Here is a 15,232-nt window from a genome sequence, read left to right on the forward strand (position 1 = left end):
CGGGGACCCGCTGGATGAAACCACCCCGCGGAACGACCCCCGGGACACACGGACGAGTTCGCCGGAGCTTCGGCCCCGTGGGGGTGCCCGGTTCTACGGGGTGGGGATTCCTGCCGGGCGGACGGGGCGGCCCAGGCGTACCGGTACGCCCGGCGAGTACAGGACGCTGACCGGCGCGCCGGTCGGCGCGGGCAGGCCGGCCGCCGCGATCAGGTTCTCCTCGCAGTCGATCAGCTCGGCGCGGTGCAGCGGCCAGCGGGGGTGGTCGTTGGGCAAGTAGCCCGTACTGCCGAAGAACATGTTGTGCAGGCCCCAGCGCGCGGTGAGGAAGTGCTCCAGTTCCGTCGCCTCCTCGATCGGCTCCCCCTGCCGCACGGTCAGGCGGCTGTACGCACCGCGCGGTCCCGGCCAGCGGCGGGAACTCGTGTAGCTGACGGTGTCGCCGGTCCTGCGGACGGTCATCCGCGACCAGAGGTACGGCAGCCCGAAGCCGAGCCGGCCCATCACCACCGGGATCAGCCGGGCGGCGTCCATCGAACGGAACACCACACCGCGCCGCCCGTACGCGTCGACCGAGTACAGGCGCACATTGGTCTCCGGGAACGTCCCGAGATACGGCACGCCGGGCAGCCGAAGCCACCCGACACGATGCATCCGAAACGCCACCAGCCCGACGTACGTGACCCCGTCGTGGGTGTCCGGCACCGTCCCGGCGGGCAGCAGCCGCGCCACGGCACCCGGCTCGACGGCCCAGTGGACGAAAGCCAAGTCGAGCCACTGCTGGGTGAGCAGCGGGAAACGCACCGCGTGCGGCGCATCGGGCGTGAGCGAAACAGGCTTGTGCACCACGCCAGAATGACAGCGCGCTCTCCAGCGCCGACGAGGACCCCGGCCGCCGGGCACCGGAATCGGGCGGCGGGTGCTTCGACGCGGGTGGTGGGCGGAGGTACCCTCCACGCGAAGCCGGACCGGCCGGCGGCGGATCGGCCCTCCGCCACTACAACAGCCCCGTGGTCGCGGCACCGGTCCCGGGGCGCGGGAGTCCTCATGACCGTACTGAGTCAGCTCACCGACGCTCTCCGTACCGGCCGCATCGAGGTCGTCGACCTCACCGCGCCGCTGTCGAGCCGGACGCCGATCCTCGAACTTCCGCCGCAGTTCGGCCAGACGCAGCGGTTCGAGCTTGCCGAGATCAGCCGGTACGACGAGCGCGGGCCGGCCTGGTACTGGAACAACTTCCGCAGCGGCGAGCACACCGGCACCCACTTCGACGCCCCGAACCACTGGGTCACCGGCCGCGACGGTCACGACGTCGCCGAGGTGCCGGTGGAGCGGCTGATCCGGCCGGTCGTCGTCCTGGACGTCGCCGAACGGTGCGCGGCCGATCCGGACTTCCTGCTGGAGGTGGACGACGTCCGGGCCTGGGAGCGGGAGCACGGGCCGCTGCCGGACGGTGGATGGCTGATCTACCGTACGGGGTGGGACGCGCGGGCCTCCGGGCAGGAGGAGTTCCTCAACGCCGACGGTACGGGGCCGCACACGCCGGGCATGAGCGTGGAGTGCGCCCGCTGGCTCGCCGAGGAGTCGCCGGTCGTGGGGATCGGGGTGGAGACGGTGGGTACGGACGCGGGCGCGGCGCACTCCTTCGACCCGCCGTTCCCGTGCCACGCGTACCTGCTCGGCAGCGGGAAGTACGGGCTGACGCAGTTGCGCAACGCCGGCCGGCTGCCCGCGACCGGCGCCGTCCTCGTCGCCGGCCCGCTGCCCATCGTCACCGGATCCGGCGCGCCGGCGCGGGTCCTCGCCCTGGTCGAGAGGTGAGTGGCCCGTGCTCGCCGCCCGTGCGGTAGGTCTCGCGCTTGCCGGGGCCGGGGTGGACCAGGTCTTCGGCGTCGTCGGTTCCGGCAACTTCCATCTCGCCAACGCGCTCATCGAAGGCGGGGCGCGGTTCGCCGCGGCCCGGCACGAGGGCGGCGCGGCGACGATGGCCGACGCCTACGCCCGGGTCTGCGGCCGGCCGGCCGCGGTCACCGTGCACCAGGGCTGCGGGCTGACCAACGCGCTGACGGGGATCGCCGAGGCCGCCAAGAGCCGTACCCCGATGGTGGTGCTGGCCGCCGAGGCGGATTCACCGCACTCGAACTTCCACGTCGACCAGGCCGCCCTGGCGCGGGCGGTCGGGGCGGTCCCGCGGCGGCTCACGGACCCGCGGACGGCCGCGGCGGAGGCGGTCGACGCGGTGGCCACGGCCGTGCACGAGCGCCGTACCGTCCTGCTCAACCTCCCCCTCGGCCTCCAGGCGCAGGACTGCCCGCCGCCCGGCGCCCTCTCCCTCCCGCCGCCGCCCGCTCCCCTCGAACCGGCCGGGGACGAGGTCGCACGGCTGGCGGAGGCGGTGGGCCGGGCCGAGCGGCCGGTGTTCGTCGCCGGCCGGGGCGCCCGCGGGTACGCCGCGGAACTACGGGCCGTCGCCGCCCGCTCGGGCGCGCTGCTGGCCGAGTCGGCGGTGGCCAAGGGCCTCTTCCACGACGACCCCTGGGGCATCGGCGTCTCCGGCGGCTTCTCCTCCCCCACGACGGCCGAGTTGATCGGCGGTGCCGACCTGATCGTCGGGTGGGGCTGCGCGCTGAACATGTGGACGATGCGGCACGGGAAGCTCATCGCGCCCGGCGCCGTCGTCGTCCAGGTGGACGACACCGCCGCGGCGCTCGGAGCCCACCGGGAGCTTGCGTTCGGCGTCCACGGCGACGTGGGCCGTACCGCCGCGGCGCTGACCGCGGCCCTGCCCGCCGACCGGAGCGGGTACCGCACCGCGCAGGTCCGCGAGCGGCTGCGCGCCGGAACGGCCTGGCGGGACGAGCCCCGTACGGATCTCACGGCATCCGGGCGCATCGACCCGCGGACGCTGTGCGTCGGACTGGACGACCTGCTGCCGGCCGAACGGCTCGTCGCCGTGGACTCCGGGAACTTCATGGGCTACCCCTCGATGTTCCTGTCAGTCCCCGACGAGGCCGGGTTCTGCTTCACGCAGGCGTTCCAGTCGATCGGCCTCGGCCTCGCCACGGCGATCGGCGCGGCGCACGCCCGGCCGGACCGGCTCACCGTGGCGGCGCTGGGGGACGGCGGGGCGCTCATGGCCGCCGCGGAGCTGGAGTCGGTCGTACGGCTCGGGCTGCCGATGCTCGTCGTCGTCTTCAACGACGCGGCCTACGGCGCCGAGGTGCACCACTTCGCGCCCGGCGGGCATCGCATGGACACGGTCGCCTTCCCGGACACGGACTTCGCGGCCATCGGCCGCGGGTACGGGTTCGAGGCGGTGACCGTACGGTCGCGGGGAGATCTGGACGGGGTGGCGGAGTGGCTGGCGGGGCCACGGCGGGGGCCGATGCTCATCGACGCGAAGGTCGTCAACGACACCGGCGCGTGGTGGCTGGAGGAGGCGTTCCGCGGTCACTGATGGGGGCAGGAGCCGTCGCTCAGCAGCGCCGGGTCGCCCATTCCCGTTCGGGTGGGTGACCAGGGGGTCGGCGTCGGCGGGGGTGCCGAAGCGGGCGAGCGCGATGCAGTAGGCATCGCCCACGTAGTCCTCGCCGGCGAGGATGGGTTCGCCGAGGTCCATCCTGCCGCCTGGGGTGCGGGGCGTCCGTGGCGGGGTGGGTCGGGGCGGGGCGGCGGAGAGCGGCGGGGGTGGCCGTCGGTTTCCGCGGCGTGGGCGTGGGTCAGAAGAACGAGCTGTCGCCGCCCAGTTGGACCGCCCCGTAGTACGCCTCGGCGGCGTTGACGCAGGCGAGGTGGGAGACCAGGGAGTTGTAGCGATCGTCGCAGACGCGGCGCATTTCGGTGCGGAAGCGGCCGTCGATCCAGTTCTTCGTCTCGCGCGTCGGGCTGAGCTTCAGTTCGTGGTCGGCGCCGTAGTTCCGGTAGCCGAAGTCGTGCTCGACGCACGCGGGGCGGAACACCTCGCTGTACGGCGCGAAGCCGGTGGGGACGGAGCAGCCGTCGTTCGTCCAGTTGAACGGCGAGACATGCGGGGTTTCGGCGAACTCCCGGTAGGTGAGGTTCATGATGGCGTCGGCCTGCTCGCGCAGCGTCGGCGCTGCCGCGGGAGCGGTGGTCGGGGTAGCGGTGTCGGCGGCCAGGGCGGGGGCGGCGCCGGCGAGGGTGCCGCCGAAGATGGCTGCGGTCAGCAGGGCCAGCGTGGCGGCGGTGGTCGACAGGTTGGTGCGCAGGGCGGCGACGGCGGCCCGGCTGCGGGTGATCTTGTTCATGCCGGGAGGCTGCGCACCGGTGTCGCGATCATGCGTCCGGTGGTCCGGGTCCGCCCTTACGTGTCCGGCGTGCCGCCCGGTTGACGGCGGCCGGCCGGCGGCACCCGCCCGGCGCGGAGGGCGTCTGTGCGCTCCGTACCGGGCAGGCTCCGCTCACGGTCAGGGAGCGTCGAGGGAGTCCTCGATCCCCTTCATCTCCTCTTTCGCGACCTCGTTGGCAAGCTTCTCGGCGGTCTTGTCGTCGATGCCCTCGCAGTCCTCGGGACGGTCGTCGGCGGCGTTCTCGTCGCCCGCCTGGTAGTCCTTGAGCTGCTGAGTGATGGCGTCCTTGCAGGCTGCCTCATCCGGCTCGCTGTCACTACCGCAGCCGGCCACGGCGAAGGTCAGAGCCGCCGCGGCCACAGCAAGAACGGAAGCACGGGCAGTGCGCTTGTGCATGTTTCCCCTAGCAAATACGTGTTCGGACCGGTGAATCCTGTCCGACTCCGGCAGCCCGTGTCCTCCGGTGTGACTGTTTGGTGACATGACCGGGACACGATCACAAGGATTCGGGGCGTCAGGTCCTGAGCGGGTCTGCGCTTCTACGCGGGTCACCCGAACGGCGCGCCCCAGGGGGTTGGCCGTGTGCGGCGGGCCGAGGCTGGGGGAACCGCACGCACCCGTGGGAGGACGCAGATGGCCACGCCCGATCCCAGCGACCGCTCGGACTTCGAGGACGCCGACCGCGGCTTCCTCGCCGGGCCTGTCGAGCGCCAGGTCACGGCCGCGGACGGGCGGGTGGTGTGGGACTTCGACGACACCGGCTTCCTCGAAGCCCTACCCGACGGCAGCCATCCCGACACCGTCGACGCGAGCCTGTGGCGGCAGGCCAGGCTGTGCGCCCGCGCCGGGTTGTACGAGGTGACCGACGGCGTCCTCCAGGTGCGCGGCTACGACCTGTCGAACATGACCCTGATCGAGGGCGAGCGCGGGGTCCTCGTCGTGGATCCGCTGATCTCGCGGGAGACCGCCGCCGCGGCGCTGGCCCTGTACCGCGCGCACCGCGGCGACCGGCCGGTCACCGGCGTGGTCATCACGCACTCGCATCTCGACCACTTCGGCGGCATCCTCGGCGTGCTCGACCCGGAGGCGGACGTCCCGGTCCTCGCGCCAGCCGGGTACCTGGAGCACTCCGTGGCGGAGAACGTCTACGCCGGCACCGCGATGCTGCGCCGCGGCTTCTACTACGGCGGCATGAACCTGGAGCGCGGTCCCGCCGGGCTGGTCGGCATGGGGCTGGGCTTCACCGCCTCCACCGGTACGCCCGCCCTGCTGCCCGCCACGAAGGACGTCACCCACACCGGGCAGGCCGAGACGGTCGACGGCGTGCGGTTCGTCTTCCAGATGACGCCCGGCACCGAGGCCCCGTCGGAAATGAACTTCCTGCTGCCCGATCACCGCGCGCTGTGCATGGCCGAGAACGCCACCCACAACCTGCACAACATCCTGACGCTGCGCGGTGCAGTCGTGCGCGACGCCCGGGTCTGGTCCCGCTATCTCGACGAGGCCCTGCGGCTCTTCGCCGCCGACGCCGACGTGCTGTTCGCCTCCCACCACTGGCCCACCTGGGGGCAGGAGGCGATGCGCGGCTTCCTGACCGAGCAGCGCGACCTCTACGCCTACCTCCACGACCAGACGCTGCGCCTGGCCAACCAGGGGCACACCGGCACGGAGATCGCCGAGATCATCGAGATGCCGCCGTCGCTCGCCGCGTCCTGGCACACCCATGGCTACTACGGCACCGTCAGTCACAACGTCAAAGCCATCTACCAGCGCTACCTCGGCTGGTACGACGGCCATCCCGCCTCGCTGTGGGAGCACCCGCCGGCCGAGACCGCCAAGCGCTACGCCGACTGCATGGGCGGCATCGACGCCCTCGTGGCCAAGGCCCGGGCGTACACCGACGACGGCGATCTGCGCTTCGCCGCCCAGCTCCTCAAGCACGCCGTGTTCGCCGACCCCGGCCACACGGGCGCCAGGAACACGCTCGCCGACGTCTTCGAACGGCTCGGCCACGGCGCCGAGTGCGCCACCTGGCGCAACTGCTATCTCGTCGGCGCCCGCGAACTGCGCGAGGGCGTCGGGCACACCGACATCGCCACGGGCAACATGATGGCCGCCCTCAGCGTGGAGCAGCTCCTCGACTCCTTCGCCATCCTCGTCGACGGCCCCCGGGCCTGGGACCACCACCTCACCCTGGACTGGCACGTCACCGACCTGGGCGAGCGCCACCGCGCCACCCTCTCGCACGGCGCCCTCACCCACCACCGCCTTGCCGACCAGCCCGCCGAACCGGCCGACGTGTCACTGACCCTGGTCAAGGGCCAGTTGCTCACGCTGCTGGCGGGCGAGGATCCGGACGGCATCGAGCACACCGGCGACCCGGGTGCGCTACGCACCCTGCTGTCCGTCCTCGACAAGCCCGACCCGGACTTCGCCGTCGTCACCCCCTGAGAACCGGAAAGGACAGGCGGCGGGTCAGCCCGCGGGCGGCGGACCCCAGCCGCCGTGCTGCTGGTGCGGGGGCGGCGGGGCGCCGTAGGGCTGCTGGGCGGGGTACGCCGGGGGCTGCTGCGCGGCGCGCTGGGCCGAGCCGCCGGGGCTCCGGTCCAGGACGCCGCAGGCGACCGCGCCGATCATGAGGCCGATGCCCAGGTACGAGCTGGACTCGCGGATCTGCTGGAACTCGATGCTCTCCACGTCCGATCGCTCGGCGATCATCGGCATCACGAATCCCTGCACAAGGAAGTACAGGCCGCAGACGAAGAGCACCCATCCGAAGATTTTCATAGGCGGCACCCTACGTCGGGCCCGCGCGCCACCACGCCGGATTCCGCTTCCCGAAGTCCGTGCGGCCGCACCGGCGTTCAGGCTATGTCGCCCGCCCACAGCCAGCGCCCCGGAGCACCGGGGGCAGGGGCGTACGTGGCCCGCCCGCCGGCGCCGAAGCGTCCCAGCTCGGTGGGCAGGGCCGCGCCGGCGGCGGTCTCCCGCGCGCTCCAGCCGGTGATGTCGAGCAGCAGGCCGTCCAGCGGGCCGCCGACCAGCTCGGCGTAGTCCCGGCCCGGCCGCGGCCCCGGGTGCGGGTCGTCGTGATCCGTGCCGTAGACCCGGCCGCGCAGCAACTCCTCGTCCCTGTCCATGACCCCAGCCTCTCAGCCGCCACCGACAGTCGGGGCCGGCCGGCCGTGCGGGGCCGGGGAGGCGCCCGTATGCTGCGTGCATGGCATGCCGTATCACCGAGCTGGTCATCGACGCCGCCGACCCCGAGCGGCTCGCCGCGTTCTGGAGCGAGGTCCTCGGCTACGTCGAGCTGGACCGGGACGACAGCGGCATCGAGATCGGTCCGCCCGACGCCGGCTTCGGCGGGCTTCAGCCGACCCTCGTGCTGAGCCTGAGCAGCGACCCGCGCAGGGGGAAGCTCCCCCTGCACATCGACGTCAACGCCACCGACCGCGACCAGGAAGCGGAGCTGGAGCGGCTGCTCGCGCTCGGCGCCGTCCACGTCGACGTCGGCCAGACCGGCGCGGAGAGCTGGTACCCGCTCGCCGATCCCGAGGGGAACGAGTTCTGCCTGCTCCGTTCCCAGGTGCAGCCTCTCGCGTGAGGCCGGTGACGCCGCCGGTCAGGTGTCGAAGCGGCGGCGCGCGTCCTCGATGCGGCCCAGGTACTGCTGCGTCCAGCCGCACATGGCGTCGACCGTGGCCCGCAGGGCGCGGCCCGGCTCGGTGAGGGTGTACTCGACGCGCGGCGGGACGGTCGGGTAGACCTTCCGGTCGACCAGTCCGTCGCGCTCCAGCGTGCGCAGGTTCTGCGTGAGCATCTTGTGGCTGACGCCCTCGACCTCCCTGCGCAGCTCGCCGAAGCGCAGGGTGCGCTCGCCGAGGGCCTCGATGATCAGGAGCGCCCACTTGTTGGCGACGTCGGAGAAGATCTCCCGCGCCAGGGAGTCCGCGCGCCTGAGGTCCGCGTCCTCGGGGAGGTCCGTGAGTTCCTGCTTGGTCACCATGTGGTTCCTCAGTTACCGAAGAGTGCGTTCTTCCAGGTCAGCGCTCACTCTCTTACAGTTTCCGAGTAACCGCAAGAGAGCACAGGGAAGGACCCCCAGCATGGCTGCTATCGACGCCTTCAACCACGGCGTGGCACCCGAGAGCGAGTTCGGCTACGCGCAGGCGATCCGGTCCGGCGGGCTGATCCACGTCTCCGGGCAGGTCGCGTTCGACGAGGACGGCGCGTTCGCGTACGCGGGCGACTGCGCCGGCCAGCTCAAGCTGACGTACGCCAACCTCGACAAGGTCCTGGCGCACTACGGCGCCACCCGCAACCAGGTCGTCTCGCAGACCGTGTACGGCGTGCACCTCCGGCGCAACGCCGAGGCGATCTCGGCGGGCAACCTGGCGTACTTCGGCGCCCACCGCCCCGCCAGCACCGTCGTCGGCGTCACGGAGCTGGCCTTCCCCGGCCAGCTCGTCGAGATCGCCGTGGTCGTGGACACCTCGCTGCCGGCCTGAGTACCCCGCGTCACATGCGCTCGGCGCCCGCCCTGATGGCCTCGCGGATACGGACGTAGGTGCCGCACCGGCAGATGTTGCGCAGGCCGTCGAGGTCGTCGTCGGTGATCTCGCGGCCCTCGGCGGCGACGCGGCGCACCAGCGCCACGGCGGCCATGATCTGGCCGGGCTGGCAGTAGCCGCACTGGACGACGTCCTGGTCGAGCCACGCCTGCTGCATGGGGTGCAGGTCCTCCGCGACCGTGTCCGCGAGGCCCTCGATGGTGGTGACCTCGTCGGTCGGCCGCAGGTCGGCGACGGGGATCGCGCAGGGGTTGACGGCCTTGCCGTTGAGGTGGCTGGTGCACGCCTTGCAGACGTTGATGCCGCAGCCGTACTTCGGTCCGGTGATGCCGAGGATGTCGCGCAGCACCCACAGCAGGCGCACGTCGTCGGCCACGTCGACGGTGACCTGCTCGCCGTTGACGCGGAAGGTGTGCTCGGGCACGGGGGGTCTCCTTGCCTCAGCGAGCCCGGTCCAGGCCGTCGGTGGGGGACTCGGGGATGGGCGGGACGGTCGGTTTGGGGGTGAACGACAGCGTGCCGTGGTTGATCGGGAAGACGGTGGGCATCGTCCCGGTCGCGCGCCCGTACGCGCAGGCGACAGCGGCCATCGACGCGGCGACCCCCAGCTCCCCCGCCCCGCCGGGCTCGTCGGAGGTGTCGGGCATGACGATGATCTCCAGCTCGGGCGGGGTGTTCCACTGCCGGGTGTAGAAGTAGTTGTCCCAACTGGCTTCGAGGAAGTGCCCGTCGCGCAGGTGGAGGCTGGAGGTCAGGGCCAGCGCGATGCCGTCCATGATGCAGCCCATCATCTGGGCCTCAAGACCGCGCGGGTTGACGGTGAGGCCGACATCCACGGCGAAGACGGCCCTGGTGACGCGGGGTCCGGCGACCCCGTCGCGGATGGGGCGGTCGACGGTCTCGGGGCGGCAGTCGATCTCGACCAGGGCGGCGCTGACCGACTTGTACTCGGAGTGGAAGGCGATGCCCTGCGCGGTGCCTTCGGGCATCCGCCGCCCCCAGTCGCCGGCTTCCGCGGCTTTCCACAGGACGGCGCGCGAGCGTTCGTCGCGCAGGGAGTCGAGGCGGTAGCCGTACGGGTCCCTGCCCGTCTCCTCGGCGAGGCGGTCGACGATCAGCTCGCGGGCGCAGGTGACGTCCGGCGAGTAGACGTTGCGCATGCTGCCGGTGTTGAAGCCCTTGTCGGTCTCGTTGAGCAGCCGGGTGGCGACGCCGAACTCGTACGGCATCGACTGGCTGAGGTGGAAGAACGTCTGGGAGAAGCCGATGTCGCCGACCGGCAGTTGCGCGGCCATCGCGGTGAGCAGTTCGCCGAGCCCGTGGCCGAGGTCGGTGGCGACGCTGGTGTGCCGCTGCTTGAACGCCAGCACTCTGCCGCCGACGTGGTCGGCGCGTACCCGGGAGGTGGCCATCGGGTGCGTACGGCCCTGGCGGGCGTCGTCGGCGCGGTGCCACATGAGCTTGACGGGCTTGCCGATCCTGCGGGAGACCTCGACGGCCTCCAGCGCGGCGTCGAAGAACAGCTTGCGGCCGAAGGAGCCGCCGCCCTGGGTGACGTGGACGGTGACGCGGCCGAGGGGCAGTCCGAGCTTCGCGGCGATGGCCTCCTTGGCGACGATCGGGGACTTGAGTGCCGACCAGACCTCGGCGCGGTCGGCCCGTACGTCGGCGATGGCGCAGTTGGGCTCCAGCGCGCTGTTGCTGCGGAAGTGGAAGGTGAACTTGCCCTCCACGTGGGGGGTGAGCGGGGGCAGTCCCATCGGCGGCTCGGCCGCGGCGAGTTCGCGCAGCACGGTCTCGTCGGACTTGCCCTCGGCGGTGCCGGGCCGCCAGTCGACGCGCAGCGCGCGTACGGCGTCGATGCACTGGCCGAAGGTCTCTGCGCGCACGGCCACGCCGGTGTCGATGGGGACGACGTCGGTGACGCCGGGCATGGCGCGTACGTCGGCGAGGTTGGCGACGGTGCCGGGCCTGCCGTTGATGGTCGGCGGGCGGCAGACCATCGTGGGTTTCGCGTCGGGGACGTCGAGGTCCATCGTGAACTTCTTGCGGCCGGTGACGGCGTCGCGGGCGTCGATGCGGTTGTGGGGCCGGCCGATGACGGTGAAGTCCTCGCGCGCGGTGAGGCGGACCTCGACGGGCCGGGAGCGGCTGGCGGCGGCCTTCGGGGCGAGGGTGCCGATGTCGACGGAGGCGCCGGAGCGGTCGCGGACGGCGCCGTCGTGGAGCGTCAGGTGTGCGGCGGGCGAGCCGAGTTCGGCCGCGGCGGCGGCCAGCAGCCGGTGGCGGGCGACGGCGGCGGCGACGCGGATCGGCGTGTACGTCGCGATGGTGGTGTTCGAGGCGCCGGTGAGCTGGTTGAACAGCAGCTCGGGGCGGGCTTCGGCCAGCGTGACCCGTACCCGCTCGACCGGCACGGACAGTTCCTCCGCGATCAGCATGGCGGTGGAGGTCGTGATGCCCTGGCCGACCTCGACGCGGGGCAGGGCGAAGGAGACGGTGCCGTCGGGCTGGACCTCGACGGTGATGAGGCCGGAGGTGGGCAGGGCGGCGGCGGTCATGACGTCGTTGAGGTCGAGGAGTTCGGCAAGGTCGGGCGAGGACGGCAGGGCGCCGGCCGCGGGTGCGGGCGCGAGTTCGGCGGCGGCCACGAGGGTGGGCGCGGCCAGCACGTAGCCGAGGAAGCGCCGCCGGCCCGGCCCGGCGGGCGGATGTGCGCCGTTCGCTCCGGTCATCGTCCGGCTCCTTCCGCCCGGTTGCCCGTGGGTGCCTCCGTCCGGGGGCTTGTGCCCGCGGTGGGAGGACCCAGAACGTACCGGTAGGAGCGCCCCGGGGCCAGAAGGGATCCGGCCGCACGGCGCTCCGTGCGGCGGCGCCGTCAGCCGGGGCGGTGCGGCCCGGCGGCGGCACCGGTGTTCGGTGTGCTGCCGGCTGCCGCCGGTCCCGTACGGCCGGCTCACCCTGCTCGTACGGAGGCTCCCTGATCCGGACGCCCCGGCTCACCGGCCGCCGGTACGTCGAGCGTGCCCGGCTGCGCCGACTCGGCGTCGTGCAGCAGGGCTCGCAGCTCTCCGAACCAGGCGTCCAGGTCCTCCGCGCGCAGCAGTCCCGTGCCGATCAGCAGGCCGCGGAAGCCGGCCGCGAGGAGGGCTGCGGCATCCTCGGGGGTGGCGATGCCGCTGGCGCTGACGGGGAGGCCGGCGCCGGCGGCGCGGACGCGGGGCAGCAGGTCGTGGCTGCGGCTCAGGTCCGGGTCGTCGCTCTCGCGCCGCCGGATGTCCTTGTTGTTCACGGCGACGACGCAGGACCCGGCCCGGGTGAGCGCGGACAGTTCGGCGGCAGCGGTGATCTCGACGAACGGCGTGACGCCGTGGTCGAGGCAGGCGTCGATCAGCGTCGGCATCAGCCGGTCCGGCAGGATCGTGGCGGTCAGCAGCACGGCCGCCGCACCGGCCTCGGCGGCCTGCCTGATCTGCTTCTCCTTGGTGAAGAAGTCCTTGACGAGGACGGGCAGCGAGGTCGCGGCGACCACCTCGTCCAGGAGCCGGGCCGTGCCGCCGAACCAGGAGCCGGTGACGACCGAGAGCGCGGGCGCGCCCAACTCCTCGTAGCGGCGCACCAGGTCGGCGGCGCTGCGGCCCTGGAGCAGGTCCTCGCCGTCGGGCCCGGACCTCTTGATCTCCATGATCACCGGCAGCTCGGCCACCGCCAGCGCGTCGCCGAAGCGCTGGTCCGCCGCGTTCGTGCCGGTCGTGTCAGCCGGGAAGGGCATGCTGTTCCTCCTGCGTGGCCCGTCGCCGCGCCGTGTCCCAGGCGTGGCGGATGTCGCCGGCGAGTGCCGGCGAGAGGTTTCCGGCGGCGTCGCGTGCGCCGCTGTCGACGTCGATGCCGAGGTGGTGCTCGTGCGCCAGGGCGGTGCGGTGGCGTTCGGCGTTGGCCGCGGTGAGGCCGCCGGCGAGGACGAACGGCCGGTCCAGCCGCGGGAGCGCGGCGGCGACGGCGGGGGGATCCAGCGGGTGTCCGGTGGAGCCGATCCTGCCGTTGTCGCCTACGGAGTCGAAGAGGTAGGCGTCGCAGCCGGCGCGGTTGAAGGCGGTGAGGAAGGGGCGTTCCAGCACACGGTCGCCGCGGACGTGCAGCACCTTGACGAGCTTGGTGCCGGGCAGGGCGGCGCGGATCGCGGCGAGCCGGGCGGGGGTGAGGTAGCCGTGCAGTTGGACGGTCGGCACGCCGGTCCCGGCGACGGCGGCGGCGAGCCGCCGCGGGTCGTCGAGCAGGGTCACCAGGACGGGTTCGAGCCCCGCGGCCCCGGCGGCCCGGGCGAGGGGGCCCACGTCGCCGAGCGGGAGGTCGTACGGGCCCGAGGGGACCCCGTACCAGATGCCGACGGCGTCCACGCCCTGCCCGGCCAGCAGCCGCACCTCCGCCTCCGCGGTGATGCCGCACACCTTGAACCACACGGGGCTCAGCCCTTCCGCGCGGTGGCGTCGGCGTGCAGCGAGCCGGTGACCAGCCGGGTGCTGTCGGGGCCGGCGAAGATGCCGGGGTGCTCGGCGCGCATGCCGGTGATGAGCCGCTCGTAGGGCAGGTCGTCGAACTCGCCGTGCTCGCGGACGACTTCCATGTAGCGGGCGCCGTCGTCGTCGTAGGGGTGGTGGACGCTGTCGGCGGTGCCGTCGAAGTCGAGGGGGCGCATGCCGTACAGGCGGCACAGCAGCCGGTTGAAGACGGGGGTCGCGCGCACCCACGTGCCGTCGAGGTGGACGGTGGTGAAGGTGTGGTAGCAGAAGGTGTCCCCGCCGACGAGCTTGCGCAGCGCGGGCGACGACAGGTGGTTGCGCACGTCGGTGAGGACGAGGCGGGCGGGGATGCCGACGGCGCGCAGGGCGGCGGCGTAGAGCACGGACTTGTGGATGCACATGCCTTTGCCGGTACGGACCACCTGCGCGGCGGTGAGGCCGGTGCGGGACAGGTCCACGCCGTAGACCTCGTAGTTGATGCCGTCGCGTACCGCGTAGTAGAGGCGTACGGCCGCGTCCCTGCTGTCGAGCGCGTCCTCGGGCAGCGCACGGCGGACGAAGGCGAGGACTTCCGGGTCGTCGGAGTTGAGGAACTCGGTGGGCGCGAGGGCGCTTTCCAGGTCTGTCGTCGTCATCGGTGTTCTCCCGCGTCAGGCGGCGCGCCCCAGGCCGAGCGTCGCGGCGATCCGGTTGTACTGGGTCTCGGTGGTGCCGGAGTAGATGGTTCCGGCGACGGCGCTGCGCAGCTCCTGTTCGAGGCCGTACTCGGCCATGTAGCCGTTGCCGCCGAAGACCTGTACGGCGCCGAGGGCGGAGTCGAGCGCGGCGCGGCTGGCGACGAGCTTGGCGGTGGCCAGGTCCGCGGTGACCTTGCGGCCCGCGGTGAACTTCTCTGCCGTGTCGTAGAGCCACTTCCTGGAGGTCTCCAGGCCGATCTGCATGTCGACGATCCGGTTGGCGACGGCCTGGAAGCCGCCGATGGGCCGGCCGAAGGCGCTGCGCTCCCCCGCGTACTCGACGCAGCGGTCGAGGCGCCGGCGCATCTCCCCCGTGCTGACGATGAAGCCGCACAGGATCTCCCACGTCATCACGTGGTCCAGGACGAGGAATCCGGCGCCCACGCGGCCGAGGATGTGGGTCTTGGGCACCCGGCAGCCGTCGAGGAAGAGCGAGCAGAGCGGCGAGGACTTCAGCCCCATCTTCTCGATGGGGTTGCCGAAGGTGAGGCCGGGCGTGTCGCGTTCCACGAGGAAGGCGGTGACGCCGAGCGGGCCGGCGGCCGGTTCGGTCTTGGCGTAGACGACGACGAGGTCGGCGACGGGGCCGTTGCTGACGAACGCCTTGGAGCCGCTGAGGCGGTAGCAGTCGCCGTCGTCGGTCGCGGTGGTGCGCATGCCGAGCGCGTCGGAGCCGGTGTCGGGTTCGGTGATGGCGTGCGCGCCGATGGCGGTGCCGTCGCAGACCTGCGGGAGGAACCTGTCCTTCAGGGCGGTGGAGCCGAAGCGCTGGAGGGCGACGCCGGTGCTCACCATGTGGGTGGTGATGCCGAAGTTCAGGCCGGTGTTGCGGCAGCCGCGGCCCAGCTCCTCCAGCACGTACATCGTGGTGAGGAGGGACTGCCCGAGGCCGCCCCACTTCTCGTCGAAGGGCAAGCGCAGGAGCCCGGATTCCATGACGGCGAGCCAGGGTTCGCGGGGAAAGGCCGCTTCCCGGTCGTAGCGCGAGAAGTCTTCGCTGAACTTCTCGAACCAGAGGCCGATCCCTTCTTTCAGCCTCTCGTCGTCCTTCGACCACGCGATCACGGCGGGCTCCTTTGCTCGGATTGTTCCTG

The 15,232-nt window shown here is 72.5% G+C and carries 17 protein-coding genes and 1 pseudogene; 5 read left to right on the forward strand and 13 right to left on the reverse strand.

Going from position 1 to position 15,232, the window contains the following annotated elements; translation table 11 throughout:
• Positions 1-93 precede the first annotated feature (93 nt).
• A complete protein-coding gene (locus QBL21_RS17640) occupies positions 94-846 on the reverse strand; it encodes a YqjF family protein (RefSeq protein ID WP_407563159.1) in 753 nt (250 codons plus the stop codon).
• Between the two features lie 201 nt (positions 847-1,047).
• Between QBL21_RS17640 and QBL21_RS17645 the strand changes: the two genes are divergently transcribed.
• Together QBL21_RS17645 and QBL21_RS17650 are read left to right on the forward strand one after the other, a co-directional pair.
• Positions 1,048-1,821, forward strand: coding sequence for a cyclase family protein (locus QBL21_RS17645; protein ID WP_407563160.1), 774 nt, complete (start codon positions 1,048-1,050; stop codon positions 1,819-1,821).
• Positions 1,822-1,828: 7 nt separating this feature from the next.
• Positions 1,829-3,457 (forward strand): thiamine pyrophosphate-binding protein, encoded by a 1,629-nt coding sequence (locus tag QBL21_RS17650; protein WP_407563161.1) that lies wholly within the window; start codon positions 1,829-1,831, stop codon positions 3,455-3,457.
• Positions 3,458-3,526: 69 nt separating this feature from the next.
• On the opposite strand, the pseudogene QBL21_RS17655 reads toward QBL21_RS17650, so the two are convergent.
• The 3 genes and pseudogenes from QBL21_RS17655 to QBL21_RS17665 all read right to left on the reverse strand — a co-directional run.
• Positions 3,527-3,619, reverse strand: a pseudogene (locus tag QBL21_RS17655) (DUF6000 family protein); the annotation flags it as partial.
• Positions 3,620-3,719: 100 nt separating this feature from the next.
• On the reverse strand, positions 3,720-4,268 hold the full coding sequence (locus tag QBL21_RS17660; protein ID WP_407563162.1) for a phospholipase A2: 549 nt from the start codon (positions 4,266-4,268) through the stop codon (positions 3,720-3,722).
• 159 nt (positions 4,269-4,427) lie between these two features.
• Positions 4,428-4,706: a hypothetical protein gene (locus tag QBL21_RS17665; RefSeq protein ID WP_407563163.1), complete on the reverse strand. Its 279-nt coding sequence runs from the start codon at positions 4,704-4,706 to the stop codon at positions 4,428-4,430.
• 237 nt (positions 4,707-4,943) lie between these two features.
• Here QBL21_RS17665 and QBL21_RS17670 point away from each other — a divergent pair, with 237 nt between their 5' ends.
• The gene (locus QBL21_RS17670) at positions 4,944-6,761 is read left to right on the forward strand and encodes an alkyl/aryl-sulfatase (protein WP_407563164.1); all 1,818 of its coding nucleotides are present in this window, start codon (positions 4,944-4,946) and stop codon (positions 6,759-6,761) included.
• Positions 6,762-6,785: 24 nt separating this feature from the next.
• On the opposite strand, the gene QBL21_RS17675 is transcribed toward QBL21_RS17670, so the two are convergent.
• Complete coding sequence (locus QBL21_RS17675; protein ID WP_407563165.1) at positions 6,786-7,097, reverse strand: hypothetical protein; 312 nt, start codon at positions 7,095-7,097, stop codon at positions 6,786-6,788.
• Between the two features lie 77 nt (positions 7,098-7,174).
• Positions 7,175-7,450 carry a hypothetical protein gene (locus tag QBL21_RS17680; protein ID WP_407563166.1) on the reverse strand — a complete coding sequence of 92 codons (276 nt, stop codon included), beginning with the start codon at positions 7,448-7,450 and terminating at the stop codon, positions 7,175-7,177.
• A gap of 80 nt (positions 7,451-7,530) precedes the next feature.
• On the opposite strand from QBL21_RS17680, the gene QBL21_RS17685 reads away from it, so the two are divergent.
• Positions 7,531-7,914, forward strand: a complete 384-nt coding sequence (locus QBL21_RS17685) for a VOC family protein (protein ID WP_407563167.1) — start codon at positions 7,531-7,533, stop codon at positions 7,912-7,914.
• A gap of 18 nt (positions 7,915-7,932) precedes the next feature.
• Here the strand turns inward: QBL21_RS17685 and QBL21_RS17690 are convergent, their stop codons facing one another.
• The gene (locus QBL21_RS17690; RefSeq protein ID WP_407563168.1) at positions 7,933-8,316 is read right to left on the reverse strand and encodes a winged helix-turn-helix transcriptional regulator; all 384 of its coding nucleotides are present in this window, start codon (positions 8,314-8,316) and stop codon (positions 7,933-7,935) included.
• A gap of 100 nt (positions 8,317-8,416) precedes the next feature.
• On the opposite strand from QBL21_RS17690, the gene QBL21_RS17695 reads away from it, so the two are divergent.
• Entirely contained in the window at positions 8,417-8,818 is a 402-nt protein-coding gene (locus QBL21_RS17695) for a RidA family protein (RefSeq protein WP_407563169.1), read from the forward strand.
• A gap of 10 nt (positions 8,819-8,828) precedes the next feature.
• Here QBL21_RS17695 and QBL21_RS17700 read toward each other — a convergent pair whose 3' ends face one another.
• The 6 genes from QBL21_RS17700 to QBL21_RS17725 form a co-directional block, all read right to left on the reverse strand.
• On the reverse strand, positions 8,829-9,305 hold the full coding sequence (locus QBL21_RS17700) for a (2Fe-2S)-binding protein (protein ID WP_407563170.1): 477 nt from the start codon (positions 9,303-9,305) through the stop codon (positions 8,829-8,831).
• A 16-nt stretch (positions 9,306-9,321) separates the two neighbouring features.
• Entirely contained in the window at positions 9,322-11,616 is a 2,295-nt protein-coding gene (locus QBL21_RS17705; protein WP_407563171.1) for a molybdopterin cofactor-binding domain-containing protein, read from the reverse strand.
• Between the two features lie 221 nt (positions 11,617-11,837).
• A complete protein-coding gene (locus QBL21_RS17710; protein WP_407563172.1) occupies positions 11,838-12,653 on the reverse strand; it encodes an indole-3-glycerol-phosphate synthase in 816 nt (271 codons plus the stop codon).
• Positions 12,637-13,341 carry a phosphoribosylanthranilate isomerase gene (locus QBL21_RS17715; RefSeq protein WP_407563173.1) on the reverse strand — a complete coding sequence of 235 codons (705 nt, stop codon included), beginning with the start codon at positions 13,339-13,341 and terminating at the stop codon, positions 12,637-12,639. The genes QBL21_RS17710 and QBL21_RS17715 overlap by 17 nt, the downstream gene beginning before the upstream one ends.
• Before the next feature lie 5 nt (positions 13,342-13,346).
• Positions 13,347-14,036, reverse strand: a complete 690-nt coding sequence (locus QBL21_RS17720) for a transglutaminase family protein (protein ID WP_407563174.1) — start codon at positions 14,034-14,036, stop codon at positions 13,347-13,349.
• Positions 14,037-14,051: 15 nt separating this feature from the next.
• Complete coding sequence (locus QBL21_RS17725) at positions 14,052-15,203, reverse strand: acyl-CoA dehydrogenase family protein (protein ID WP_407563175.1); 1,152 nt, start codon at positions 15,201-15,203, stop codon at positions 14,052-14,054.
• Positions 15,204-15,232 lie beyond the last annotated feature (29 nt).

Source organism: Streptomyces sp. 184, from assembly GCF_045781775.1.
In the GTDB taxonomy this organism is placed as follows: domain Bacteria; phylum Actinomycetota; class Actinomycetes; order Streptomycetales; family Streptomycetaceae; genus Streptomyces.